We start from the raw sequence: 24048 nt of genomic DNA, 5'->3' as shown, positions 1-24048 counted from the left end.
ATCGGAGGCGGTCGCATGTATTATATCAGGCTGGTAGTCGACGGGAAGTGCAAATATTTATATAACGAGCGCCTGGCTGTTTATCTGCCGGATTACGCCAAGGCGTTCCGGAGCCGTGTGGCGGCGCTCCAGTACTTGAAGGGCAAGCAGGTCGGGAAGGAGCACGCCTGGTGGATGGTGCAGCGCTAGCCGCGGGGCGGATAAGGGCGCTAAATGTGTACCGCGGCGGTGTTTTGTGTTATACTAGGCGGGTACCCTATATACGGGACAGCGGCGCGCCGGACGCGCGGCGGCTAAAAAAGCCGTCCCTTATTTTCAAATAGTGTGGAAAGTAGCTATTTATATTTTAATGAAAATATCATATAATAATACACAGCGCAGAGTTTTTTCAAAATCTGGGGGTTTCTTCATGAATCATATACTGTCCATTAAACCATATATAGAGAACCACAACGTCATCCACCTGATCGGGATCGGCGGCGTATCCATGAACTCGCTGGCGGAACTGCTGCTGTCCCTTGGGGCAAGGGTCACCGGGTCGGACCGGCAGGAGACCGCCGTGACCGAGCGGCTGGAGCGCCTGGGCGCGCGGATCACCTATGCGCACCAGCCTGAAAACGTGGAAGGCGCGGCGCTTATTATCCGTACCTCGGCCATCCACGATGAAAACCCGGAAATTGTCCGGGCAAACCAGCTTTCCATCCCCGTAGTCGAGCGCGCGGCCGCCTGGGGCTGCCTGATGGCGGACTACGACAACGTCATCTGCCTGTCCGGCACGCATGGCAAAACGACGACCACTTCCATGATGGCCATGATCACGATGCAAGCGGGGCTGGACCCGACGGTAATGGTGGGCAGCCAGCTCCCTGCGATCGGCGGCACCCTCCGGATCGGGGAAAAAGGGTACTTTGTCGCGGAATCCTGCGAATACTGCAATTCTTTCCTGAACTTTTGCCCGACGGTCGCCGCAATCCTGAATGTGGAGGCCGACCATCTGGATTTCTTCAAGGATATTGACGATATCATCCATTCCTTCCACGAATTCTGCCTGCTGACGCCGGAAAACGGCGCGGTCGTCGTCAACGCGGACGACGAAAACGCCATGCGCGCAGTACAGGGCGTCGGGCGCGAGACGATCACCTTCGGCACGGGCGCGGGCGCGCATGTGCGCCCGGAGCATATCAGCATCCGCAACGGCTATTACAGCTTTGATGTGATGGCGGGCGGCGAAATGTTCACATCGGTCACGCTTTCGGTGCCGGGATACCATAATATGATGAACGCGCTGGCGTGCTGCGCGATTTCGCTGTTTTTGAAGATCGACCCGGAACAGGTGCGCCTGGGGCTTGCCGCGTTTACGGGCTCGTCGCGCCGCTTCCAGCTGACCGGCCGCATGGCGTCAGGCGCAGTTGTGGTGGACGATTATGCGCATCACCCGAGCGAGATGCGCGCGACCCTGTCGGCGGCACGGCAGATGGATTTTTCGCGGATCATCTGCGCGTTCCAGCCGCACACCTATACGCGCACCAAGGCGCTGTTCAACGAATTTGTCGAGGCGCTTGGCATGTGCGACCAGGCCGTCCTTGCGCCGATCTATGCCGCGCGCGAAAAAAATACCGTCGGCATTTCCTCCGCCGACCTTGCGGCCAAGATCGAAGGCGCGGTCAGCCTCGGGACATTTGAGGAGATTGCGGCGTATTTACGCTCCATTGCACGGGAAGGCGACCTCATTTTAACCATGGGGGCGGGCGATATTGACCGCGTGGGGCGGCTTTTGGTGGAAGAAGGGAAAATTTGATAAATTTCTGGGGAAGGGCTTGACATTTTCCATAATCGGACTTATCATAAAGATACAAAGATTTATGCACTTTGTACATGATCAGTCGGAAATGGAGTGAGTACTATGACAGATAACATGATTATCACTATCAGCCGTGAATATGGCACCGGTGGCCGTGAAGTCGGCAAAAAGTTGGCGGAACGGCTCGGCATCGCATACTATGACCGTGAAATCATTGCCCGCGCAGCAAAGAAAACCGGATTCTCCGAAGAACTGTTTGATCAGCTCGATAAGCGCGCGACCAACAGCTTCCTGTACTCGCTGACTATGTTTGGTTCCACCGGCAGCAACGGTATGACGCTGACCGACCAGCTTTTCCTTGCACAGTGCAAGATTATCCGGGAGGTCGCGGACGACGGCCCGTGCGTCATTGTGGGGCGCTGTGCCGACCATGTGCTGCGGGAATACCCCAACCGCTATGATTTCTTTATCCACGGCGACCTGGAAGCGCGCATCCACCGTATCCAGACGTGCGGCGACTATGAGATTTCCGGCAAGACCCCGCAAGCGGCGCTGGAGAAAATGGATAAACAGCGCTCTACATACTATAACTATTATACCGGCAAGGTATGGGGCAAGTGCGACCACTATGACCTGTGCGTGAATGCTGGCCGCATCGGTGTAGATAAATCCGTGGACGTGATTATGCATTACATCGACGCTGTACGCAAGTAATCCCGGCGGGAAGAGAGAAGAGAGAGGGAATATGGCGGCGCGCCCAACATTTGGGCGCGCCGCATCGTTTTGTGGACATAAAGGAATCCCCCGCGGCGCCGTACGGGACGGGCAGCGGGGGATTTTTATCATTATTTGAAATAGCGGACGCCGTTTTCGAATATCGGCTGGTACTTTTCGCCGTAGATATTGCGGGCGACATAGGGGCTGAAGCGCTCCGTATGTCCCATCTTGCCGAGGACGCGGCCGTCGGGGGAGGTGATGCCCTCAATGGCGCACATCGAGCCGTTGGGGTTATAGGCGATGTCCATGGACGGCGCGCCCGAAAGGTCGGTATACTGGAACGCCACCTGGCCGTTTTCCACCAGGCTGTCGATCACGTGCTGCGGGGCGACAAAGCGGCCCTCGCCGTGGGAGACCGCGATCGAATGCAGGTCGCCGACCTCGCAGGAGGACAGCCACGGGCTTTTGACGGAGGAAACGCGCGTCGTCACATAGCGGGACTGGTGGCGGCCGATCAGGTTGAAGGTCAGGGTCGGGTCGTCCGCCGTCATCTCGTCGCGGATTTCGCCGTAAGGCACCAGGCCGAGCTTGACGAGCGCCTGGAAGCCGTTGCAGATGCCGAGCATCAGGCCGTCGCGCTGGCGCAGCAGCTCGTGCACCGCGTCGCGGATGGCCGGGTTGCGCAGGAAGGAGGCGATGAATTTGCCCGAGCCGTCCGGTTCGTCGCCGCCGGAGAAGCCGCCCGGCAGGATGACCATCTGGCTGCGGCGGATCGCTGCCTCCAGCGCCTCGGCGGACTGTGCCAGCGCCTCGTGGGAGAAGTTGCGCACGACGATGATCTCGGCCGCGCCGCCGGCGTGTTCCACCGCCTTGGCGGTGTCGTACTCGCAGTTCGTGCCCGGGAACACCGGGATGACCGCAAGCGGCTTCACGGACTTGACCGCCGGGGCGGCCGTGCCGCGCGCCGTATAGGAAACCGTGCGCAGGTTGCTGTCAGAAGCGGCGGCGCGGGTCGGGAACACGCCCTCCAGCGTGCCTTCCAGCGCGGCCTTGACCTCAGAAAGGGCGACAGACGCGCCCTCGACCGTGATGGCTGGGGCTTCGGACGTGCGGCCGACCAGCCAGTAGCCCGGCAGGTCCTCCGCCGCCTCGATCAGGATGCCGCCGAAGTTTTTGCCGAACAGCGCTTCGATGGGGAACATATCGTCAAAGGTAAAGCCGACGTCGTTGCCGACGGCCATTTTCATGACGCCTTCCGCGATGCCGCCGACCGACAGCGCCCAGGCGGACACCGCCTTGCCTTCTGCGATCAGGTTTTGCACCAGCTCCCACATTTCCATAATGGAGGCGTAATCCGGCACGCCGTCGGTGTCAAACTGCGCGTCGAAGCAGTAGACCGGGTGGCCGGCGGCCTTGAATTCGGGGGAGATGAGCTTGTCCGCTTCCTGCGGCGCAATGGCAAAGGACACCAGCGTGGGCGGGACGTCCATCTCGTTATAGGAGCCGGACATCGAATCCTTGCCGCCGATCGCGCCGAGGTGCAGCTCTTCTTGCGCCTTGTATGCGCCGAGCAGCGCGGCGAGCGGCTTGCCGAAGCGCTTGGGGTCGCGGTTCAGGCGCTCGAAATATTCCTGGAAGGTCAGGTATGCGTCCTTGTAATCGCAGCCTGCGGCGACGAGCTTCGCGACGGACTCGAGGACTGCGCACGACGCGCCGAGGAAGGGGTTTTCCTCGGTGAAGTAGGGGTCAAAGCCGTAAGCCATGACCGAAGCGGTCGAGCACTGGCCGTGCAGGGCGGGCATGGTCGCCGCCATGGCCTGTGCGGGGGTGAGCTGGTTTTTGCCGCCGAAGGGCATGAAGACCGAGGAGGCGCCGATCGAGCCGTCGAAGCGCTCGACCAGGCCGCGCTCCAGGCAGATGCCCAGCGAGGCCGCATGGTTCAGAAGCTGCTCGTTCAGGCTGTCGCCCGCGGGGTAGCAGAAGAAGGACGGCACGTCCATCTTGGGGACGACGGCGTCCGCATGCTTGGCGCAGCCGTTAGTGTTCAGGAAATCGCGCGAAACGTCCACGATCCGGTTGCCGTTCCAGGTCATGCGCAGGCGGTTCCGGTCGGTGACCGTCGCGACGACGACCGCCTCCAGGTTTTCCTGGCGCGCAGCCTCGATGAATTTGTCCGCGTTTTCCGGTGCCACGACAACCGCCATGCGCTCCTGGGATTCGGAGATCGCCAGCTCGGTGCCGTCCAGGCCGTCGTACTTCTTGGGGACGGCGTCGAGGTTGATGTCCAGGCCGTCCGCCAGCTCGCCGATCGCGACCGACACGCCGCCCGCGCCGAAATCGTTGCAGCGGCGGATCATACGGGTGACCTCCGGGTTGCGGAACAGGCGCTGGATCTTGCGCTCCTCGGGCGGGTTGCCCTTCTGTACCTCGGCGCCGCAGGTCTCAAGGGATTCCGCCGTGTGGCTCTTGGAGGAGCCGGTCGCGCCGCCGCAGCCGTCGCGGCCGGTACGGCCGCCGAGCAGGATGACGATATCGCCCGGGTCAGGCACTTCACGGATCACATTCCCCGCCGGCGCCGCGCCGACGACCGCGCCGATCTCGAGCCGCTTGGCGACATAGCCGGGATGGTAAATCTCGTGCACAAGGCCGGTGGCCAGGCCAATCTGGTTGCCGTAGGACGAATAGCCCGCGGCCGCGGTCGTCACAAGCTTACGCTGCGGCAGCTTGTGCTCGAGCGTTTCGGACAGGGGGACGGTCGGGTCGCCCGCGCCGGTGACACGCATCGCCTGGTAAACATAGCTGCGGCCGGAGAGCGGGTCGCGGATCGCGCCGCCCAGGCAGGTCGCCGCGCCGCCGAAGGGCTCGATTTCAGTCGGGTGGTTGTGGGTCTCGTTTTTAAACATCAGGAGCCAGGGTTCCTTCTTGCCGTCGACCGTGGCGTCGACGCGGATGGAGCAAGCGTTGATTTCCTCGGATTCGTCTAGGTTTTTGAGGTAGCCGCGCTTTTTCAGCACCTTGGCCGCCGCGGTCGCGATATCCATCAGCGTGACCGGGCGCTTTGCGGCTTTCTCCTCGCCGTAGACCTCGACGCGGGCGGCGAGGTAACGGTCGAACGCCTCCTGTACCTGCGGGTCGTCCAGCGTGACGTTGTCGACTTCGGTCAGGAAGGTCGTATGGCGGCAATGGTCGGACCAATAGGTATCGACCATGCGGACTTCGGTGATGGTCGGGTCGCGCTTTTCGTCCTCGGCAAAGTAGCGCTGCAGGAACTTGAGGTCGTCCAGGTCCATGGCGAGGCCGAGCGACTTGAGCAGCGCGGACAGCGCGCCCTCGTCCATCGTGGTAAAGCCGGCGACGGTGTCGACCGCCGTCGGGATTTCATAAACCGCTTTCAGGGTCGCAGGCTTCGCAAGGGGGGCTTCGCGGGTATCGACCGGGTTGATCAGGTAGTTTTTGACCTTTTCAAGCTCCGCGGCAGAAAGGCCGCCCTCGAGGATATAGACCTTTGCGGCGGCGACGGCCGGGCGCTCGCCCTGCGTCATGAGCTGGATGCACTGGGCGCAGGAATCGGCGCGCTGGTCGTACTGGCCGGGCAGCGGCTCGACGGCAAGCACGGTATGCGCGCCCTGCGGGCGGGGGAAGTCCTCGTCGTAGCACACGTCGGCCATCGGCTCGGAAAAGACGATGTTCTTGGCCTTTTCGTATGTATCGCCGTCGATCCCCTCCACATCGTAACGGCACAGGTACCGCACGCCGGTCAGGGACTTGATTTCCAGAAGGTCGTGCAGGCTGGCGAACAGGCTGCGGGCCTCTACGTCAAAACCGGGGCGTTTTTCTGCAAAGCATCTTAAAACTGCCATATTGAGACTCCTTTTTCAGCGGAAAATTCTTTTATTTCGCATATACATATATGATACCGTCTTTTTATGTAAAAATCAAGGAAGCGTATGACGAAACCACTTTAAAATTGGGGCGCGTTGGTGTATACTATGCTTAAGAAATGCAAAGGGGGGCCGCACCGGCTGGCGCAGCCCCCATATTCAAAAAGCGGCGGGGCAGGCTGGCGGCAACCGGGTATCCGGTTTGCATCACGCCCCTGCGGCTTACCGCCGCTGTATTACCAGCCTATGCCGCGCGGGGCGCGCGGGTTCATACGGGCGAACTTAGGAGGAAAAGAACATATGATTAAGCTGTCCCCATCCATTCTGTCCGCGGATTTTGCAAACCTTGCGCGCGACGTGAAGACCGCTGTCGACGCGGGCGCGGAATATGTGCATGTCGACGTAATGGACGGCCACTTTGTGCCGAATATTACAATTGGTGCGCCGGTGGTCAAGGCGCTGCGCAAGGCCACCGATTCTGTACTCGACGTGCATCTGATGATTTCCGACCCGGACAAGTACCTGGACGATTTCATCGCGGCGGGTTCCGACATCATTACGGTGCACTATGAGTCGAACGGCGACACGCTTGGGCAGCTCAAGAAGATCAAGGCTGCGGGGATCAAGGCGAGCTGCACCATTAAGCCCGGCACCCCGGCGGACGTGCTGCTGCCGCTGCTGCCCTATTGCGACATGGTGCTCATTATGACGGTAGAGCCGGGCTTCGGCGGACAGGGCTTCATCCCGGAATGCATGGACAAGATCCGGCTCGTCCGCAAGGCGATTCAGGAGAACGGTTATCAGTGCGAGCTGGAGATCGACGGCGGCGCCAAGCTGACGAACGTCGTGGACATCGTCGCGGCGGGCGCGGACGTGATCGTCGCGGGGTCGGCCGTATTCGGCGGGGACATTGCGGGCAATGTCAAGGCGTTCCACGAGAAATTTGAGGAAGGCGCCGCCAAGGCGGACTGGACAAAGTAAGAAAAAGCCCCTCCGTTCATATGAGGAACGGAGGGGCTTTTTTGAAGGCAAACAGCCGCTTGTGCACAAGGCCATATACGGTGAATGATGGCCGTGCCGCATATTTAAGTTCCAGGCGCGCCCTGCGGATCAGTCAAACTTGACCGCCGTGCCGTAGGCCATGACCTCGGCCGCGCCCTGCATGACGGAGGCGGAAGCAAAACGGACCATGACCACCGCATCCGCGCCGAGCTGCTGCGCTTCGGCCGTCATACGCTCTACCGCGAGGTCGCGCGCCTCGTTCATCATTTTGGTGTAGGCGCCCAGCTCGCCGCCAACAATGGTCTTAAAGCTTTGCGTGATGTCGCGGCCGATATTCTTGGACTGGATCGTGCTGCCGCGCACAAGGCCGAGCGCGGTGTAGGCCTTGCCGGGGATGTTTTCAGTGGTTGTCAGTAGCATTTTCGTCCTCCTTTGGACTGCACGTACCGTCGGGGAAGTCCTGCGCCACACCCAGCTGGCGTTCGAGCCAGCGTGAGATGTCGCCGAAAACTTCGCGGCGGTTGGTTTCGTTCAGCAGTTCATGCCGCCCGTCCTTGTAAAAAATCACGTCGAGGTCGCTGATCCCGGCGGCACGGTAAAAATTGGCGACCTGGCGCACGCCTTCCCCGTAGTTGCCCACAGGATCCATATCGCCCGCAAGCATCAGGATCGGCAGCCCCTTGGGGGTACTGCGGAAGCATTTGGCGTTATTGGCGCACAGCATCAGGTTGAACAGGTCGCGGAAGCCGGTTGCGGTAAAGATAAAGTTGCACTTTTCATCCGACTGGTACAGCGCCACGACCTGCTTGTCGCGGGAAATCCAGTCGAAAGGCGACTGGCTGTTTTTGATTTTACGGTTGAAGTTTTTAAATACGACTTTGGAAAGGAACGCGCTGCGGTAGGTGGTACCGCGGGAATGTGCAACGGAATTTGCCATCCGCATTGCCGTGCGGGCAAAGGGGTGGGGGCCGACGGTGCCGCATAGGATGCAGCCGCGCAGGCGGTCGCCGTATTCGGTAATATAAAGCCGGGTGATGAGCGAACCCATGGAATGCCCCAGCACGAAGTAGGGCAGGTCGGGGTAGCGCTGCTGCATGATGTCGGTCAGGTGCTGCATGTCCTGCACGAGGTACTGCCAGCCGTTACGCGGGGCGAAAAAGCCGAGGTCGGCGGTTTTGGAAACCGAACTGCCGTGCCCGAGGTGGTCGTTGCCGCACACAATAAACCCCAGTCCGCAAAGGTATTTTGCGAACGTGGTGTAGCGGGAAAAATACTCGCACATCCCGTGGGACAACTGGATAATGCCGCGCAGCTCCACCCCTTCGGGCTGGAGGATGTAATAGGTGATCCCGGCCGTACCGTTGGCGCTTTTAAACATGTTTTGGGTGCATTTGATATTCATAAAATCAATCCTTAACGTTGGAATGATTGCCATAGGGACAGGCGGTTAAATCTGTAACTATCATACCACAAATGTATGCATGCGGCGAGAGATTTTGTCAAAGTTTACAGATGGTTTAAAAATTTGCGCGGCAATCCCTTGTTTTTCATAGGTTGGCAAGCTATAATAAGGGCATACGGCGGTAAAAATTAGATGAGGTGAAAAACATGCCATATATCAGTGTAAATGTAACAAAAACGCTTTCCGACGCACAGAAGGACGCTATTATGAAGGGCCTGGGGGAAAAGATTACCGTGATCCCCGGCAAGAACGAAGCGGCGCTTATGATCGATGTAACCGATGGGCATACCATGTACCTTGCAGGTACGCGCCGTGAGGAACTCGCCTATCTCGACGTCAAAATCTATGGAGAGACCGAGTTTGCCTACAAAAAGGCATTTACGGAAGCCGCGTTCCAGGTCGTCGCGGATGCGACCGGCATCCCGGCAGACCAGATGTACCTGACTTTCAGCCAGTTTGAAAATTGGGGCACCAAGGGTTCCATGAAGTAAGAAGCGGATAAAAAAGCCGTCCGGCGCATTGCTGTGTGCCGGACGGCTTTTTTGTGCTTTTACACGTGCTTACAGCACGTCGGAGGTGTCGCAAAGATCCCAATTGACCGGCTGGACGCCATGGTCGTACAGGAACTGGTTGGCCTGTGAAAAATGGTGGCAGCCGAAAAAACCGTTATATGCCGACAGCGGGGAAGGGTGCACGGTCTCCAGCACCAGATGGTTGGGGTTGGTAATCAACGCCTTCTTGCTGCGCGCATTGCCGCCCCAGAGCAGGAACACCATCGGCTGCTCGCGCCCGTTGAGCTTGCGGATGACCGCGTCCGTAAATTGCGTCCAGCCGATCGTTTTGTGGCTGTTTGCCTGGCCTTCCCGAACGGTCAACACCGTGTTGAGCAGCAGCACGCCGCGTTTTGCCCATGCCGTCAGTTCGCCGGAAGGGGGCGTGTCGGTGTAAAGGTCGCTCTGCAGCTCTTTAAAAATATTCCGCAGGCTCGGCGGCGGCTCGACCCCCGCGCGGACGGAAAAACACAGCCCGTGCGCCTGGCCGGGGCCGTGATAGGGGTCCTGCCCAAGCAGGACGACCTTGACGTCGGAGTAGGACGTATAACGCAGGGCGTTAAAAATGTCCTTCATCGGGGGATATACATGATGCTGCGCGTATTCTTCCTTGAGGAAGGCGCGGATTTTCTGATAGTAGCCGCTTTCAAATTCCTCTTTTAAAAGCGCGTCCCATTCGTTCCCAAGCTGTACCATAATGATTATGTGCTCCTTTTGCCGGTATCCCGGCGGAAAATGTGTGAAAAATGATGCTTTGCGGCTATTATACCATATTGGGGCGCATCCGGCCAGGATGAAAATGTTTTTGCAGGCGCTGAAACAAAAAGGCGGGCTCCATCGTGTTATAGATAGGCAGGAAAAATCTGTTGACAAGCGGCGGGCATGTGCTATAATCTAAGTGTACTAAGACACATAGTACGGATAATACACCGTACAGAAAGGAGGCGGGCACGCATGCTGCATATCGACTACCGGGACGGCCGGCCGATCTATGAGCAGGTGGCGGACAGCTTTGAGCGGATGGCAATCTGCGGCGCGCTCGCGCCGGACAGCCAGCTGCCGTCCGTGCGCCAGCTTGCCATGGAGCTTTCCATCAACCCCAATACCATTCAAAGGGCGTACGGCGAACTGGAAAAACGCGGCGTCGTCTATTCCGTCAAGGGTAAGGGCAACTTTATCTCGGCGGATTGCGTAACCTTGCGGGAACGGCGGCTGCAGGAGCTGGAAACGGAAATCACCGTGCGGGCGAAGGAAGCGCGCGAATTGGGGGCGGATGACCAGATGCTGATCAGCTGGGTCATCCCGACAGGCATAAAGGAGGGGAAACCATGATACAAGCGGCAGGCGCGACCAAGCGCTTTGGCGATATCAACGCGATCCATGAGGTGAGCGCGGAGATACGCGACGGCTCGGTCTTTGGGCTGATCGGCTCGAACGGCGCGGGCAAGTCGACATTTTTACGGATGCTTGCCGGCATCCTGCGGCCGGACGCCGGCCGTGTAACCATCGACGGGCAGGATATTTATGAAAACGTACCGCTCAAGGGGCGCTGCTTCTATATCTCCGACGAGCAGTACTTTTTCTCCAACTGCACGCCGGATGAAATGCGCGATTTCTATAAAAAACTGTACCCGAAGTTTGACGGCGCGCGGTACCGCCAACTGATGGAAGGCTTCGGCCTGGACGGCAACCGCAAAATCCGCACCTTTTCCAAGGGCATGAAAAAGCAGGTCTCCGTTATCTGCGGCGTGTGCGCGGGCGTGGACTACCTGTTCTGCGACGAGACCTTCGACGGGCTTGACCCGGTCGTGCGGCAGGCGGTCAAGGGTCTGTTTGCGGCCGACGTGGCCGAGCGCGGCATGACGCCCATCATCGCGTCGCACAACCTGCGCGAATTAGAGGACATATGCGACCATGTGGGCCTGCTGCACAAGGGCGGCATCCTGTTTTCCCGCGACCTGGACGATATGAAGCTTGGCATCCACAAGCTGCAGTGCATCTTTGACCGCCCGTTTGAGCGCACGATGCTGGACGGCGTGGAAATCCTGCAGATCGACCAGCGGGGCTCGCTCTATACGATTACGGCACGCGGCTCGCGCGAGCTGCTGCAAAACCGTGTGGCGGCGTTGCAGCCGATATTTTTCGAACTGCTCCCGCTCTCCCTCGAGGAGATCTTTATCAGCGAAACGGAGGTGGTCGGTTATGACATTAAAAAACTCATCCTTTAATGCGGGGCTGCTGCGGGAAACGCTGCGCCGCAATATCTGGGCGGTCACGCTGGCCGTTCTGGGCTTTGCCTTTACACTGCCCCTGCCGGTGGCAATGTCGGTACAGACAATCAACAACCGGGACTATGCCGTCCCGATGATCAAGCATCTGGAGATGAAGGAGAAGATCCAAGGGTTCATCGGCCTGCAAAGCCCGCTTGCAAAGGCCGTCATGATTGTGCTGGCTGTAGTATGCGCGGTCGCGATCTTCTCCTACCTGCATTCGCGCCAGCGCACGGACTTTTACCATAGCCTGCCCGTCAGCCGGGGCAAGCTGTTCGCCTGCAATTACGCGGCGGGCGCGGTCATTGTCCTGCCGTGTTATATCGTGATGCAGCTTGTCGCCTACCTGATCGCGCTGGCGAGCGGGTGCGGGGATGCGGTCGCCGCATCACAGCCGCTGGTCACCATCGGCGCGAACCTGATCTTTTTCTTTGCCGTGTATGCGCTCGCGGTGGCCTGCACCGTGCTGTGCGGCAATACGATCGTCACCCTGCTGCTGTTCGGCTGGTCGGCCTTTTCCTTGTCGGCGGCGGTGATGCTATGGGAAACGCTTTGCATGACGTTCTATCAGACCTACACGGACTTGGCAGGTTTCAGCAGCAACCTCATGATGCGCCTATCGCCGGTCATACAGTACCTGTTTTTGATCCCGTACCAGTATCAGGGCAAGGCCATGTATGCCACAACGGGCGATACTAGCGTTTGGCTGCTGTTGCTGGCGTATCTGGCAGTCGCGGTGCTGCTGACCGCGCTGGCGTTCTTCCTGTTCAAGCGCCGTAAGAGCGAATGTGCGGGGATGGCCATTGCGTTTAATGGGCTGCGCGCGCCGCTTAAGTTCTGGTGCTGCACCGTTATGGCGGTCGGCGTGGGCTGGATTTTCTATAACATCGTCGACAACAGCAAGCTTTGGCTTTTCTTCGGCTTCCTCGCCGGCGGTGTGCTGACGCATTTCCTGATGGAAATCATCTACAGCTTTGATTTCAAGGCCATTTTCCGGCACTGGAAATCCCTGCTGGTTTACGGCGCCGTATTTGCCGTATGTATCGCCTGTATGGCCTTTGATATCACGGGCTACGACCGCTACTTGCCGGCAGCCGGCGATCTGCAAGCGGTCGGCGTGGAGTACCGCGGCTATGAAGGCGACGGCGGCGGCGGCGCGTGGCAGCCAGCCACCAGCGAATATGCCGACCTGACCGACCCGGAAAATATCGATGCGGTGCTCTCGCTCGCGCGCAAGGGCGTGGATTCCCTGGGGACTGAGCCCGACCGTACGGTCCGCCTGACCGTAAACTATCTCAAGAAGGGCGGCGGGGAGGCCAGCCGTACGTATGTGATCCCGCACGACGAGGCGGACGACCGGCTGTTTGACCAGATCCGTTTTTCCGAGGAATATATCACAAAGCGCGCGCCGGCCTTCACCTATGCGCTGACAGGCCGCGACGAAGTCGATGTCTATACCAGCCTGCAGCCGTATACGTCCTATAATAATGCCAACGCCGCAGCTTCTAACAGCAACCAGGACGAGGTCGAAGCGATCCTGGAGGCGCTGCGGAAGGATATGCTGCAGTTTACGCCCGGACAGGCGCGCACGGAAGCGCCGGTGTTGCGTTTGGTGTTCCTCAACCTGACGACGCGGGAAGAGGAACTGGCGATCCGCAACGGGATGGAGGCGATGACGGGATATGGCGACGGCTACACGATCCGGTCCACGTCCCAGGATATCGCGGTGTATCCGAGCTATAAGGAGACGTTGGCCTGCATCGAACGCTATACCGGCGTTACCCCGGTGCGCCTGACGCCTGACAACGTCATCTCCGCGGAGCTGCACCTCTATAACCATGAGGACGATACCACTTACAGTGGGCAGATGCGGTATCAGGGTAAAAACGCCGGGGAAGAGACGGCCAATGTAACCGACCGCGCGGATCTGGAAGCGCTGCTGCAGGATGCGGTCACCGACGCGGAACTTTCCTCGGCGGACGTCATGTTCGATGCGGATGCCTATGTTTTGGGCGAAAAGGGCTTTGAAATTATAGCGCAGTTCAAAAATGGCCAGGGAACGCACCTGTACTACCCGGAAGGCAAGGCGCCGGAGCAGGTGTTTGCAAAATACTTTCCCCAGCAGTAAACAATGGACGGAGGTGGAGACGGGATGAGAAGGGCGGAAACCTTGCGCCAGCTCGCGGCGGTGCTGCTGCTAGCGGCGGCGATCTGCGGGGTGTGCAGGCTGTATGCCGGCCTGCGGCAGCACGAGAACCAGACGCTGGAAATCGCAGCCGGGCGGCAGGACGTCCGGCGCATCGGGCGGCGCCTTCCTTCCCGCCCGGCCGCCCGCATCTGCACCGGCTGCCCGGAAGGGGCGCGCTGCGGCTGCCCGTCGCACCTATCCGTGTGGAAAGCACGTAGGGAACAGGCCTGCACCGTATGCTACCGCCTGCGGCGCAGGTATCAGGACATGAGACCGCTCCTCCCCAAACGGGGAGGGGCGGTCTTTTTTCCGTGCCCTGCACATATGTTATAAAACAGCCCCCTCGGGCTGCCCTATTTTGTACATACAAAACGGTGGGTAGGGTTGACAATATGTTAGCGATGGCATACAATAATGTTAACCATAGTTAACAAATTGCGCCGGGAGCGCCGGGCATTCGGTATGGGGAATGCGCGCTGGCCGGATTTTTGGCATATAAGGGGGAGCGGGGATAGAGATGAAGACCCTGAATACATTAAAGCCCGGGGAGTCCGGCATTGTGGACAGTATCACGGCGGAGGGCGCGATGAAACGGCATTTCCTCGATATGGGCATCACCAAGGGCGTGCCGATCACAATGGAACGCATCGCGCCGTTCGGCGACCCGGTTGCCGTTCGGCTGCGTGGGTACAGCCTGTCCCTGCGGCGCGAGGAAGCGCGCAAAATCTGTTTGAGGTAAGAGGAAAATGGGAAAAAATAAGACGCTTGCCATTATCGGCAACCCGAACAGCGGCAAAACCACGCTGTTCAACCGGCTGACCGGCTCCAACCAGCATGTCGGCAACTGGCCGGGGGTGACGGTCGACCGCAAAACCGGCCAGGTCAAGTACGGGGGCAAGGCCGCCGACATGGTCGACCTGCCGGGCATCTATTCGCTGTCGCCCTATACGCAGGAAGAGATCATCGCGCGCTCCTTCGTGCTTTCGGACGAGCTGGACGGCATCCTCAATATCGTGGACGCCGCGAACCTGGAACGCAACCTGTATTTGACCCTGCAGCTCATTGCGCTCGGCATGCCGATGGTGGTTGCGCTGAACTTTATTGACGACTGCCGCGCGCAGGGCATTGAAATCGACTGTAACCGCCTTTCGGAACTGCTTGGCGTAAAGGTCGTGCCGATTTCCGCGAAACGCGGCGAAAATATGGACGAGCTGATGGGGATGCTTGTCGGGGAGATGGAAGCGCCGCGCAGGCAGCCCGCTTACCTGCACGGCGTCGGTTCTGCGATCACGCGCGCGGCAAAGGTGCTGGAGTGCCTGCCGGTGCGGCGCGCAAGCCTGCCGTTTTACAGCGCGAAGCTGCTGGAAGGGGATGCGGCGATGAAGGCGCAGGTGGAGCTGCCGCCCGCAGCCGCCGCGGAGGTGGAACGGATCGCTTCGGGGCTGTCGAGCCATATGAACAGCGAGGATCGCGAAATGATCTTCGCCGACGCGCTGTATGATTTTGTGGAGGACGCGGTCCGGCAGTCGGTAACGCGGCCGGAGGACCCGCCGCTCACGACGACGGAAAAGCTCGACCGTATCATTATCAACAAGTGGCTCGCGTTGCCCATTTTTGCGTTCCTGATGTTTTTGATGTTTGCGACGACCTTTGGGCCGGTCGGCGGCTTCCTGAAAGACCTGCTGGAGGGGGCGATCAACGGATGGCTGTCCCCGTCGGTAGAGGGCGCGCTGACGCATGTGGGCGCCGCGCCGTGGCTGGTCGGCCTGATCTGCGACGGCGTGATTGCCGGCGTGGGCGGTGTGGTCAGCTTCCTGCCGCAGATCGTCATCCTGTTTTTCTTCCTGTCCATCCTGGAGGACACGGGCTATTTGGCGCGTATCGCTTTTATTATGGACACCCTGCTACGCAAGATCGGCCTGTCCGGCAAATCGTTCGTCCCGATGCTGATGGGCTTTGGCTGCACGACGCCCGCGGTCATGGCGGCGCGTACCATGGAAAATGAAAAGGACCGCCGCATGACCATCATGCTCACGCCCTTTATGTCCTGCGGGGCGAAGCTCCCGGTCTACGCGCTGTTTTCCGCGGCGCTGTTCCCGGACCATGCGGGCGCTGTGACGTTCAGCCTGTACATACTCGGCATCGTAGTGGCGATCCTGGCGGGCTTCCTGCTGAAAAAGACCGTGTTCCGGGGCGTTTCGGCCGGGTTCGTGCTCGAGCTGCCGCCGTACCGCATGCCCACCTTCAAGGGCACGGTCCTCAACATGTGGGAAAAGGCAAAGGACTTTATCACCAAGGCCGGTACGATCATCTTCCTGATGAGCATCATCATCTGGCTGCTGCAGAACTTTACGCCCACCTTCCAGGTGGCGGCCTCCTCCGCAGACAGCATCCTCGGCGTGCTGGGCACGGTAATCGCGCCGGTTTTTGCGCCGCTCGGGTTTGGGCAGTGGCAGGCTTCGGTCTCCCTGCTGACCGGCCTCGTGGCCAAGGAAGCGGTCGTATCCACCATGAGCGTGCTTTACGGCGCGGGTAGCACGGCCGCGCTCAGCGGCGTCCTGGGGCAGGTGTTCAGCCCGCTGGCGGGATATTCCTTCCTGGTATTCACGCTGCTGTATATGCCCTGCATGTCCGCGTTTGCGACGATCCGCAGGGAGATGGGCGGCATGAAATGGGCGCTTGGCGCGGCCGCGTTCCAAACCGTGCTCGCGTACCTTGTGGCGCTGCTGATTTTCCAGGCCGGCAGCCTGTTTTTCTAGGAGGTGCCGCGTGAAAGAATTGCATGAATCGGGCGAGAATTACCTCGAGGTCATCTGGGACATCCAGCGCGAGCAAGGGCATGTGCGCTCGGTGGAGGTGGCGCGCCGGGTAGGCGTATCCCGCGCCAGCGTGAGCAAGGCGCTCGGCGTGCTGCGGGAGGCGGGGCTGGTGGAGCCTTCGTTTTACGGCGAGGTGGTGCTGACCGGGGAAGGGGTCAAGCGCGCCAAAGAGGTGCGCGCCCGCCACGACCTGCTGCTCCGTTTTTTGCGCGACGGCCTGGGCGTTGCGCAGGAAATTGCGGAGCGGGACGCCTGCCGTATCGAGCATGTGGTCAGCCGGGAGCTGCTCGCGCACGTGTCACGCTGGCTGTACCAAAAGGAAAAGGCGGAAAAATAACCAAAGCCCGCAGCGTTTACACGCTGCGGGTCTCTTTTTTGCTGAAATTCCGAAAGCCCGGCGGTTGCCGCTTGATTTATAGGGCGGAAGCCGGATACAATAAGGGGGACAGGGGTGATTGCTTGTGATTAAATTAGTGGCCGCGGATATGGACGGCACGCTGCTGGACAGCCGGAAACGCCTTTCCCCGCGCCTGTTCCCAGTGATCCATGCGCTGCGTGCGCGCGGCGTGCGGTTTGCCGCGGCGAGCGGGCGGCAATATTATAACCTGCTCCAGAATTTTGCGGGTTTTGAGGATGAAATGCTATTTATCAGCGAAAATGGCGCAATGGTGTTCGACGGCCGGAAGCCGCTCTATACCTGCGAAATCCCGGCGGCCGACTTGGCTGCGCCGGTGAAGCTGGTGCGCGCGCTGCTGGGTGCGCATGTCATCCTGTGCGGCGCGAAGTCGGCCTACCTCGAGGACGGCGACCCGGTTTTTAACGAAAACGCCGGGATGTATTATGCGCGTTTGCAGCGCGTGCCGGATGTGCTTGCGGCGGCGGAACAGGACGTCATCTGCAAGGTGGCGGTCTTCCAGCATCACAGCGCGGAGCGGACGGCATACCCGGCGCTGGCGCCCTGTGCGGCGCGGTTCCAGGTCGTGCTGTCGGGCGACAGCTGGGTCGACCTGATGGAGCCGGGCACCAATAAGGGTGGCGCGATGCGGCAGATCCAGCAGCGGCTGCATATCACGCCGGACGAGTGCATGGCTTTCGGCGATTACCTGAACGACTGCGAGCTGATGCAGGCGGTCACGCATTCCTACGCCATGGCAAACGCGCACCCCGGCCTGCGCCGCCTGTGCCGCTATGAAGCGCCCTCCAACGACGAGGACGGGGTCACGCAGGTGCTGCTGCGCGAATTCGGCCTGCCCGGTTGACAAACCCGGCAGGAAGCGATAAAATAAGACGAAACATTGGCAGAGTAGATATCCGTGCGTAAAGTGCCGACGGAACGGGGAGTTGTCCGGCGGACGAAAGGGAGTGTCCCTCCTTGCGGTACGGGTGTCGCATCCCGCTGCTGCATATTTTGAGGCGAGACACCTCTTAATTTGTAGCAACAAATTTTGGAGGTGTTTTTTCTATGCAAAAAAACCGCAACCCCTTTGTTGCGTCGCTGCATGAGCTGAAAAGCGTGCGGTGCATCGCGCTTACCGCCCTGCTCATCGCGCTGAATGTGGCGATGGACCTGCTGAACATCCGTATCTGGCTGTCGCCCGACCTGCGCGTCGGCATCGGCTTTCTGCTGAACGCCAGCATCGCGATGCTGTTCGGCCCCACGGTCGGCATGATGGCCGGTTTCTGCACCGATGTGCTCGGCTATCTGGTCAACCCGGTGGGCGGCGCGTATTTCCCGGGCTACACCATCACGGCGATCATGGGCGGCCTGATTTATGGCCTGTGGTTCTATGGCCGCCGCCCGAACCGCTTGCGTGCGTTCGGCGCAAAGGCGTGCATCAACCTGGTGTGTAACGTCGGCCTGAACACCCTTTGGCTGTCCATGACCGGCGGCAAGGCCATGGCGCTGCTGCTCCCCGCGCGCCTGGCAAAGAATGTCCTGCTATTGCCGTTTGAAGCGATCCTGCTTTATCTGGCGACCAACCTGATCGCAGACCTGTACGAAAGGATGCGCGCGTCCACGCCGCCGGTTCCGGTGGTAAATCCCGTAAAACCAAAAGTTTAAACCAGTGACGGCCTCCCCAAACCGGGGAGGCCGTTTATTTGTGGAAAAGCAGCAGCCCGGCAAAAATGCCGGGCTGCTGCTTTTGGAAAAAAGGAAATAATATAGAAAGATGATGAGGCCGGTTTAACAGGTCGCGCCACCAGTTTCGTGGAGCTTCGCCGAAATGATCTCGTCCTTGCGCGCGAGCAGGTCGTCCGCGAGGAGCTGCTGCTCGACATTTTCAAAGCCCAGGCGCTCGATGGTCTGGGAGAAACGCTCGCCGGTCTTGCCCTGTTCCCGGAAGAGGAGGAGGGCTTTCTCGATGATGGATAGCGCTTCCGCCTTGTCGGTGAAAACACGGTTGAGCGCGCGCCCTTGCGCGATGCGCTTGCCCCAGCGGCCGCCGATGTAAATCTTATAGCCGTTGACGCCGCCCGGCAATGCGTCGAAGCGGCACTTGTCGATGCAGCGGCCACAGTTGTTGCAAGCGGCCGGGTCAATGGCGAGCAGGCCGTCCTTGAGCTGCGCCGCGCCCACCGGGCACGATTCCTCCACACTGCACTTTTTGCAGCCCATGCATTCCTCTTCGTCGTACTGCGGGATCATCTGGCCGATAATGCCGAGGTCGTTCAGGTCGGGCTTTACGCAGTTGTTCGGGCAGCCACCGACCGCAATTTTGAATTTGTGCGGCAGCTTGACATCATGGTAGCCTTCAAAAAAGAGGTGGTGGATTTCCTCGGACAGGGCGAACGTGTCGATCAGGCCGTACTGGCAGGTCGTACCCTTGCAGGATACCACGGGGCGCACCTTGGAGCCGGTGCCGCCGGTGACAAGGCCTTCCTTGGCGATATAGGCGCGGAAATCCTCAACTTTTTCAAAGGGGACGCCCTGCACCTCGATGGTGAGCCGGGTCGTAAAAGTAACGATGCCGTTGCCGAATTTCTCAGCGGCTTCGGCGATGCACTTTTGCTGTGCTGCGGTGATTTTACCGTTTACCGTAATAATACGGGCGGAAAAATTATCGGTGCCTTTGTTGCTCAGGAAACCAAGCGCCTTCACGCGTTTCTCTTCGAGCGGGCTTACCGTCAAAGTTGCCATAAAATCTTATTCCTCCTGCATTTCACTTTATGGGATTAATACGAAGTGCCGTTAAACAGCGAGCCGCCTTCCAGGACGCGGGTGTTGGTGTAGCCGTAGAACTTCAGGCGGTTCTGCAGCATGTAGGCGCGCTTGCCCTTGGCGCACACCAGCATCAGCTTGGCGTCCAGCGGGAATTCGGGGAGCGGGCCGTTCACCGTGGCAAGGTCGACATAGACCGCGCCCTCGATGGTCGGCTGCATGGAGGCGTCCAGGACCTGGTAGCCTTCCGCCGCGCCTGCGAGGTATTCCGCAGGGGTGAAGGTCTCAAGCGTGCCGTCCAGCTTATTCATCAGGATGTTGACCGCATGGTCAAGCGGGTGGATTGCCGTGGAGAACGGGGGCGCGTATGCAAGATCCATATCCGCAAGCTGGTCGATTGTCGCGCCGAGGTAGAGCGCGGTTACTACAATATCGACCACCTTGTCGACCGCGTAGCCGCCGAGCGCCTGCACGCCGAGCACACGGCGCGTCGCGCGGTCTGCAACCAGCTTGATCAGCATCGCGCCCGCGCCGGGGAAGTAATGCGCCTTGTCGTCCACTGCGCACACGACCGAAACCGCGTCAAAGCCTGCGGCGGCAGCCTGGGCCTCCGTCAGGCCGGTGTGGCCGGCGGCAAAGCCCGGGAGCTGGCAGATGCCGGTGCCAAGCACGCCGCGGAAAGCGACTTCATGCCCGGCGAGGTGGCGCGCCAGCAGGCGGCCCTCCAGGTTGGCGGCCGAACCCATCGGCGCCCACTGCGGCTCGTGCGTCAGCGCGTTTACAACGCAGGCGCAGTCGCCGACCGCGAAGATGTCCGGATCGCTGGTCTGCATCTGCGCATTGACCTGCACGGTGCGGTTGGGCATAAGCGCAATGCCGGTGTCCGCGAGGAATTCCGTATTCGCGCGGATACCGATGGAGAGGATCGCCGCATCCGCCTTAAACGCGCGGCGGCTGGTCAGCACCTTCTCCACCTTGCCGTCGCCCTCGATCCCTTCGAACCGGGTACCGGTAAAGGTCATGACGCCCTGGTCGGTAAGGCGGTTTTCGACATGGTTCTGCACTTCGGGGTCAAAGCCGGGCAGGATATGGTCGGCCATATCGATCACGCTGACTTTCACGCCGCGCGCGAGCAGGTTTTCCGCAACCTCCAGGCCGATGAAGCCGCCGCCGACAATGACCGCGCGGCGGATGCCGCCGCCGTCCACTGCGTCGCGCAGCGCGTAGGCGTCTTCCGGGGTGCGCATGAGAAAGACGTTTTTCAGGCCGGTGCCCGGTACCGGCGGGACGAAGGGGCGCGCGCCGGTGGCAATGACCAGTTTATCGTATGTATAAGTGCTGCAGTCGCCTGATTCCAGGTCGATGGCGGAAACCGTTTTCTCCACGCGGTTGACCGCGGTGACTTCGGTGCGGGTGCGCACGGAGGCGCCGGTTTGCGCAGCGAAGCTTTCGGGGGAATTGACAATCAATTCGGCGCGGTCTTCAATCACATGGCCTACATAGTACGGCAGCCCACAGCCGGCATAGGAAATCTCCCTGTCCTTGGTGAGGATCTGGACGTCCCAGTCGCGGTGCTCCCTTTTGAGCTTGGCTGCGGTCTTGGTGCCGGCAGCCACGCCGCCGATAATCAGCACTTTCATGATAAACAACCCTTTCATAAAGCATAGGCTTCTCTTTGTTAATACCATAACACTTGTAAAAGCATTCGTATAGCCCTATAATAATTATAATAGGTATAGGGAAAAACTATGGAGGGGTCAAGATGACGGTTTGGCATTTAAAACTGTTTGTGGATGTGGCGGAGCTGGGCAGCATCAGCGCGGCGGCGGCAAAGAACAGGGTGCGGCAGCCATCGGTCAGCCAAAAGGTCGCGGAGCTGGAAAAGCATTACGGCGTGCTGCTGTTCGAGCGCCTAGGCAACCGCCTGCATATTACGGAATCCGGCGAAAAGCTGCTGGATATGGCGCGCGACCTCGTCGCCCGGTTTGAGTTCCTCGAGGAGTTTATGGAGGGGGAACATCACCGCACGCGGCTACGGGTCGGCGCAACGCTCACGATCGGCAGCAGCATTTTCCCGCGGGTCATGCAGGCGTTCCGCTCGCAGTACCCACAAGTGGAGGTTTACGGTACGACCAACAACACGGCGGAAATTTGCAGCAAGCTGATGAAAAACGAGCTGGACATCGCGCTGGTCGAAGGGCGCGTGAAGGATCCGGAACTGATCAGCATCCCGATGCTCCCGGATTACCTGGTGCTTGCCTGCGGGCGCGGGCACCCGTTTTTCAGCCAGGAAACCGTCTATAGCCACGAGCTCAACGGGATGGAATTTGCCATGCGGGAACAGGGCAGCGGCACGCGGGAGCTGTTTGAACAGTATGCCGCGGAGCAGCGCATTGCGTTCCGCACCGTGTTTGAGTATAACAATTTTGACGCGATCCGGCAGGCGGTCAGCGTCAACAACTGCCTGGCCGTGGTTTCCGCGCGGCTGTTTGAGGATGCGGCGCGGGACGGCGGCGTACGCCTTTTCCGCAACGAGGGGGCGGACTGGGACCGTACGTTTAACCTGGTATATCATAAGAATAAGCTGATCAATGCAACAATAGAACGCTTTTGCGCGGTGCTTGAGCAGTTTCAGCACCAGGGGGGCACGGCCGGCGTGAGAATGTACCGCCTGGCCAACCGGTGAAGGGCGTTACAAAAATATATAAATTTTAAATAAAGAAAACACTTTTAAAACCGGCGGATATCCGTTAGAATAGGGATATCTTAAAAAAACGCCGCCGGCAGGCTGGTTTGCGCGCCGGGCGGGAGGAACGGAAGTGTGTGGCATGCGCCTTGAAGATTTACGTGATATGGCAAAGCTGATCCAGAGGACGCTGGATCACGTCGACCCGCGGCTGGTGGAGCACGGCAAGCGCGTGGCGCTTCTTGTCACCGGCCTTGCGCGGGCGCACGGCGGGTACACGCAGCGCCAAATCCAGGATTTCGGCATGGTGGCGCTGCTGCACGATGTGGGCGCCTACAAAACCGAGGAAATCAGCAGCATGCTCCGTTTTGAGACCGAGGACGTCTGGGACCACTCGATTTATGGATACCTGTTTATCCGCGACCTTTCCCCGCTGTCTGAATACGCACAGGCCATCCTGTTCCATCATTTGCGGTACGACTGGCTGCGGACGATGGATACGGCGCATGTATTTTTGACCGAAATCCTGAGCCTGGCGGATCGGGTCGACGTATTCTTGGAAAACGTAGGCTTGGATAAAAAACGGCTGGCAGAATACCTGGGGCAGAAGCGCGGCACGCAGTTTTCCCCCGAGGCCATCGACCTGCTCTGGCGGGCGGAGGCGTCCAGCGGGATTTTGGAGGGCCAATACGCGCCGGACGATTTCCCGGCGTTCGCCGGCGATACGGTGCTTGCGCCGGACGAAGTGGTGGGATACCTGGAAATGCTCATTTACGCGATCGATTTCCGTAGCCAGCACACGGTCACGCACACGATTACAACTACGCAGATCAGCCTGCAGCTCTCCCGCATCATGGGCTTTGACGGGCAGGGGCAGGAAAAGGTCTTCCTGGGGGCGCTGCTGCACGACATCGGTAAAATCGGCATCCCGGTCGAAATCCTGGAGTTCGCGGGAAAACTCAGCCCGCAGGCGATGGCAGTCATGCGCACGCACGTCATGATCACAGATGAGATACTCGGGGACTGCATCGACCCTGCAGTCAAGCGCATTGCGGTGCGCCACCATGAAAAGCTGGATGGCTCGGGATATCCCGCCGGGCTTTGCGCGGACGACCTGTCAATGGCGGAGCGCATTGTCGCGGTTGCCGACATCGTCAGCGCGCTGTGCGGGACGCGCAGCTATAAAGAGGCGTATCCAAAGGCAAAAGCCCTATCCATCCTGAAAGCGCAGGCCGCGCAGGGGCTGCTCGACCCGCAGGTAGTGACTTTGCTATCCGACCGTTTCGACGGCATTATGGAGGCGGTCAGCCGGAAGTGCGTACCGGTGCTGGAAATGTACCACCGGATGCATCAGGAGTATGCCGAAATCAGGGCGTGCTTTACAGAGGATATCCGCAGCCGGACGCTGGAAGCGGTCCGTTTTTGAACCGGTCCCGCCCGGCGGCGCAGGGAACTGTAGGAACGGCAGGCGCACTGCATGTCCGTTCTTACAGTTTTTGTTTTGCAAATTG

General features: G+C 59.7%; 22 protein-coding genes and 1 riboswitch. Of the genes, 16 read left to right on the top strand and 6 right to left on the bottom strand.

What is annotated here, in order from left to right:
- Positions 1–15 precede the first annotated feature (15 nt).
- The 3 genes from CZ203_RS14430 to CZ203_RS01760 all read left to right on the top strand — a co-directional run bounded on the left by CZ203_RS14430 (position 16) and on the right by CZ203_RS01760 (position 2515).
- Entirely contained in the window at positions 16–189 is a 174-nt protein-coding gene (locus CZ203_RS14430; protein ID WP_159456313.1) for a hypothetical protein, read from the top strand.
- Between the two features lie 220 nt (positions 190–409).
- Positions 410–1798 carry a UDP-N-acetylmuramate--L-alanine ligase gene (gene murC, locus CZ203_RS01765; RefSeq protein WP_087064366.1) on the top strand — a complete coding sequence of 463 codons (1389 nt, stop codon included), beginning with the start codon at positions 410–412 and terminating at the stop codon, positions 1796–1798.
- Between the two features lie 105 nt (positions 1799–1903).
- Positions 1904–2515: a cytidylate kinase-like family protein gene (locus tag CZ203_RS01760; RefSeq protein ID WP_087064365.1), complete on the top strand. Its 612-nt coding sequence runs from the start codon at positions 1904–1906 to the stop codon at positions 2513–2515.
- A 131-nt stretch (positions 2516–2646) separates the two neighbouring features.
- Here CZ203_RS01760 and CZ203_RS01755 read toward each other — a convergent pair whose 3' ends face one another.
- On the bottom strand, positions 2647–6378 hold the full coding sequence (locus CZ203_RS01755) for a phosphoribosylformylglycinamidine synthase (protein ID WP_087064364.1): 3732 nt from the start codon (positions 6376–6378) through the stop codon (positions 2647–2649).
- 321 nt (positions 6379–6699) lie between these two features.
- Here CZ203_RS01755 and rpe point away from each other — a divergent pair, with 321 nt between their 5' ends.
- The gene (gene rpe, locus CZ203_RS01750; protein WP_087064363.1) at positions 6700–7380 is read left to right on the top strand and encodes a ribulose-phosphate 3-epimerase; all 681 of its coding nucleotides are present in this window, start codon (positions 6700–6702) and stop codon (positions 7378–7380) included.
- A gap of 129 nt (positions 7381–7509) precedes the next feature.
- On the opposite strand, the gene CZ203_RS01745 is transcribed toward rpe, so the two are convergent.
- Both CZ203_RS01745 and CZ203_RS01740 read right to left on the bottom strand, forming a co-directional pair.
- Entirely contained in the window at positions 7510–7821 is a 312-nt protein-coding gene (locus CZ203_RS01745; RefSeq protein WP_087064362.1) for a heavy metal-binding domain-containing protein, read from the bottom strand.
- A complete protein-coding gene (locus CZ203_RS01740) occupies positions 7802–8803 on the bottom strand; it encodes an alpha/beta fold hydrolase (protein WP_159456312.1) in 1002 nt (333 codons plus the stop codon). The genes CZ203_RS01745 and CZ203_RS01740 overlap by 20 nt, the downstream gene beginning before the upstream one ends.
- A 206-nt stretch (positions 8804–9009) precedes the next feature.
- Here CZ203_RS01740 and CZ203_RS01735 point away from each other — a divergent pair, with 206 nt between their 5' ends.
- Positions 9010–9354, top strand: a complete 345-nt coding sequence (locus CZ203_RS01735; protein ID WP_087064360.1) for a phenylpyruvate tautomerase MIF-related protein — start codon at positions 9010–9012, stop codon at positions 9352–9354.
- Positions 9355–9423: 69 nt separating this feature from the next.
- Here the strand turns inward: CZ203_RS01735 and ung are convergent, their stop codons facing one another.
- Positions 9424–10110 (bottom strand): uracil-DNA glycosylase, encoded by a 687-nt coding sequence (ung, locus tag CZ203_RS01730; RefSeq protein WP_087064359.1) that lies wholly within the window; start codon positions 10108–10110, stop codon positions 9424–9426.
- A gap of 258 nt (positions 10111–10368) precedes the next feature.
- Between ung and CZ203_RS01725 the strand changes: the two genes are divergently transcribed.
- From CZ203_RS01725 to CZ203_RS01690, 9 genes are all read left to right on the top strand, one after another.
- Entirely contained in the window at positions 10369–10746 is a 378-nt protein-coding gene (locus CZ203_RS01725; protein WP_087064358.1) for a GntR family transcriptional regulator, read from the top strand.
- Positions 10743–11642 carry an ABC transporter ATP-binding protein gene (locus CZ203_RS01720; RefSeq protein ID WP_087064357.1) on the top strand — a complete coding sequence of 300 codons (900 nt, stop codon included), beginning with the start codon at positions 10743–10745 and terminating at the stop codon, positions 11640–11642. Before CZ203_RS01725 ends, CZ203_RS01720 begins: the two co-directional genes overlap by 4 nt.
- A complete protein-coding gene (locus CZ203_RS01715; protein ID WP_087064356.1) occupies positions 11617–13812 on the top strand; it encodes a DUF6449 domain-containing protein in 2196 nt (731 codons plus the stop codon). Before CZ203_RS01720 ends, CZ203_RS01715 begins: the two co-directional genes overlap by 26 nt.
- Positions 13813–13836: 24 nt before the next feature.
- The gene (locus tag CZ203_RS01710) at positions 13837–14205 is read left to right on the top strand and encodes a hypothetical protein (protein ID WP_087064355.1); all 369 of its coding nucleotides are present in this window, start codon (positions 13837–13839) and stop codon (positions 14203–14205) included.
- A 184-nt stretch (positions 14206–14389) separates the two neighbouring features.
- Positions 14390–14611, top strand: coding sequence for a FeoA family protein (locus tag CZ203_RS14855; RefSeq protein WP_200809409.1), 222 nt, complete (start codon positions 14390–14392; stop codon positions 14609–14611).
- Between the two features lie 7 nt (positions 14612–14618).
- A complete protein-coding gene (gene feoB / locus CZ203_RS01705; protein WP_200809408.1) occupies positions 14619–16631 on the top strand; it encodes a ferrous iron transport protein B in 2013 nt (670 codons plus the stop codon).
- 10 nt (positions 16632–16641) lie between these two features.
- Positions 16642–17028 carry a metal-dependent transcriptional regulator gene (locus CZ203_RS01700; protein WP_227104553.1) on the top strand — a complete coding sequence of 129 codons (387 nt, stop codon included), beginning with the start codon at positions 16642–16644 and terminating at the stop codon, positions 17026–17028.
- Positions 17029–17152: 124 nt separating this feature from the next.
- A complete protein-coding gene (locus CZ203_RS01695) occupies positions 17153–17950 on the top strand; it encodes a Cof-type HAD-IIB family hydrolase (protein ID WP_235847436.1) in 798 nt (265 codons plus the stop codon).
- A 38-nt stretch (positions 17951–17988) separates the two neighbouring features.
- Positions 17989–18092: riboswitch (THF riboswitch) on the top strand.
- Between the two features lie 61 nt (positions 18093–18153).
- Entirely contained in the window at positions 18154–18753 is a 600-nt protein-coding gene (locus CZ203_RS01690; protein WP_087064354.1) for a folate family ECF transporter S component, read from the top strand.
- Positions 18754–18876: 123 nt separating this feature from the next.
- Here CZ203_RS01690 and CZ203_RS01685 read toward each other — a convergent pair whose 3' ends face one another.
- Both CZ203_RS01685 and CZ203_RS01680 read right to left on the bottom strand, forming a co-directional pair.
- A complete protein-coding gene (locus CZ203_RS01685; RefSeq protein ID WP_087064353.1) occupies positions 18877–19830 on the bottom strand; it encodes a 4Fe-4S binding protein in 954 nt (317 codons plus the stop codon).
- A 35-nt stretch (positions 19831–19865) separates the two neighbouring features.
- The gene (locus tag CZ203_RS01680; RefSeq protein ID WP_087064471.1) at positions 19866–21491 is read right to left on the bottom strand and encodes an FAD-dependent oxidoreductase; all 1626 of its coding nucleotides are present in this window, start codon (positions 21489–21491) and stop codon (positions 19866–19868) included.
- A 122-nt stretch (positions 21492–21613) separates the two neighbouring features.
- Here CZ203_RS01680 and CZ203_RS01675 point away from each other — a divergent pair, with 122 nt between their 5' ends.
- Both CZ203_RS01675 and CZ203_RS01670 read left to right on the top strand, forming a co-directional pair.
- Positions 21614–22537, top strand: a complete 924-nt coding sequence (locus CZ203_RS01675) for a LysR family transcriptional regulator (RefSeq protein ID WP_087064352.1) — start codon at positions 21614–21616, stop codon at positions 22535–22537.
- 166 nt (positions 22538–22703) lie between these two features.
- On the top strand, positions 22704–23963 hold the full coding sequence (locus CZ203_RS01670; RefSeq protein ID WP_159456310.1) for an HD-GYP domain-containing protein: 1260 nt from the start codon (positions 22704–22706) through the stop codon (positions 23961–23963).
- The last annotated feature ends 85 nt before the right edge of the window (positions 23964–24048 follow it).

It is taken from the genome of Intestinibacillus massiliensis, from assembly GCF_900155735.1.
Classification (GTDB): Bacteria; Bacillota; Clostridia; order Oscillospirales; family Butyricicoccaceae; genus Intestinibacillus; species Intestinibacillus massiliensis.
The sequence above is the reverse complement of the archived record's forward strand: the minus strand, read 5'-3'. Positions and strand labels throughout refer to the sequence as shown.

Bases quoted from the DNA above. Each gene is read 5' to 3' on its own strand.
- CZ203_RS01760 (WP_087064365.1), top strand. From the start codon at position 1,904: ATGACAGATAACATGATTATCACTATCAGCCGTGAATATGGCACCGGT.
- CZ203_RS01725 (WP_087064358.1), top strand. From the start codon at position 10,369: ATGCTGCATATCGACTACCGGGACGGCCGGCCGATCTATGAGCAGGTG.
- feoB (WP_200809408.1), top strand. From the start codon at position 14,619: ATGGGAAAAAATAAGACGCTTGCCATTATCGGCAACCCGAACAGCGGC.
- CZ203_RS01710 (WP_087064355.1), top strand. From the start codon at position 13,837: ATGAGAAGGGCGGAAACCTTGCGCCAGCTCGCGGCGGTGCTGCTGCTA.
- CZ203_RS14430 (WP_159456313.1), top strand. From the start codon at position 16: ATGTATTATATCAGGCTGGTAGTCGACGGGAAGTGCAAATATTTATAT.
- CZ203_RS01745 (WP_087064362.1), bottom strand. From the start codon at position 7,821: ATGCTACTGACAACCACTGAAAACATCCCCGGCAAGGCCTACACCGCG.
- murC (WP_087064366.1), top strand. From the start codon at position 410: ATGAATCATATACTGTCCATTAAACCATATATAGAGAACCACAACGTC.
- CZ203_RS01680 (WP_087064471.1), bottom strand. From the start codon at position 21,491: ATGAAAGTGCTGATTATCGGCGGCGTGGCTGCCGGCACCAAGACCGCA.
- CZ203_RS01675 (WP_087064352.1), top strand. From the start codon at position 21,614: ATGACGGTTTGGCATTTAAAACTGTTTGTGGATGTGGCGGAGCTGGGC.
- CZ203_RS01690 (WP_087064354.1), top strand. From the start codon at position 18,154: ATGCAAAAAAACCGCAACCCCTTTGTTGCGTCGCTGCATGAGCTGAAA.
- rpe (WP_087064363.1), top strand. From the start codon at position 6,700: ATGATTAAGCTGTCCCCATCCATTCTGTCCGCGGATTTTGCAAACCTT.
- CZ203_RS01720 (WP_087064357.1), top strand. From the start codon at position 10,743: ATGATACAAGCGGCAGGCGCGACCAAGCGCTTTGGCGATATCAACGCG.
- CZ203_RS01735 (WP_087064360.1), top strand. From the start codon at position 9,010: ATGCCATATATCAGTGTAAATGTAACAAAAACGCTTTCCGACGCACAG.
- CZ203_RS01685 (WP_087064353.1), bottom strand. From the start codon at position 19,830: ATGGCAACTTTGACGGTAAGCCCGCTCGAAGAGAAACGCGTGAAGGCG.
- CZ203_RS01670 (WP_159456310.1), top strand. From the start codon at position 22,704: ATGGCAAAGCTGATCCAGAGGACGCTGGATCACGTCGACCCGCGGCTG.
- CZ203_RS01755 (WP_087064364.1), bottom strand. From the start codon at position 6,378: ATGGCAGTTTTAAGATGCTTTGCAGAAAAACGCCCCGGTTTTGACGTA.
- ung (WP_087064359.1), bottom strand. From the start codon at position 10,110: ATGGTACAGCTTGGGAACGAATGGGACGCGCTTTTAAAAGAGGAATTT.
- CZ203_RS14855 (WP_200809409.1), top strand. From the start codon at position 14,390: ATGAAGACCCTGAATACATTAAAGCCCGGGGAGTCCGGCATTGTGGAC.
- CZ203_RS01740 (WP_159456312.1), bottom strand. From the start codon at position 8,803: ATGAATATCAAATGCACCCAAAACATGTTTAAAAGCGCCAACGGTACG.
- CZ203_RS01715 (WP_087064356.1), top strand. From the start codon at position 11,617: ATGACATTAAAAAACTCATCCTTTAATGCGGGGCTGCTGCGGGAAACG.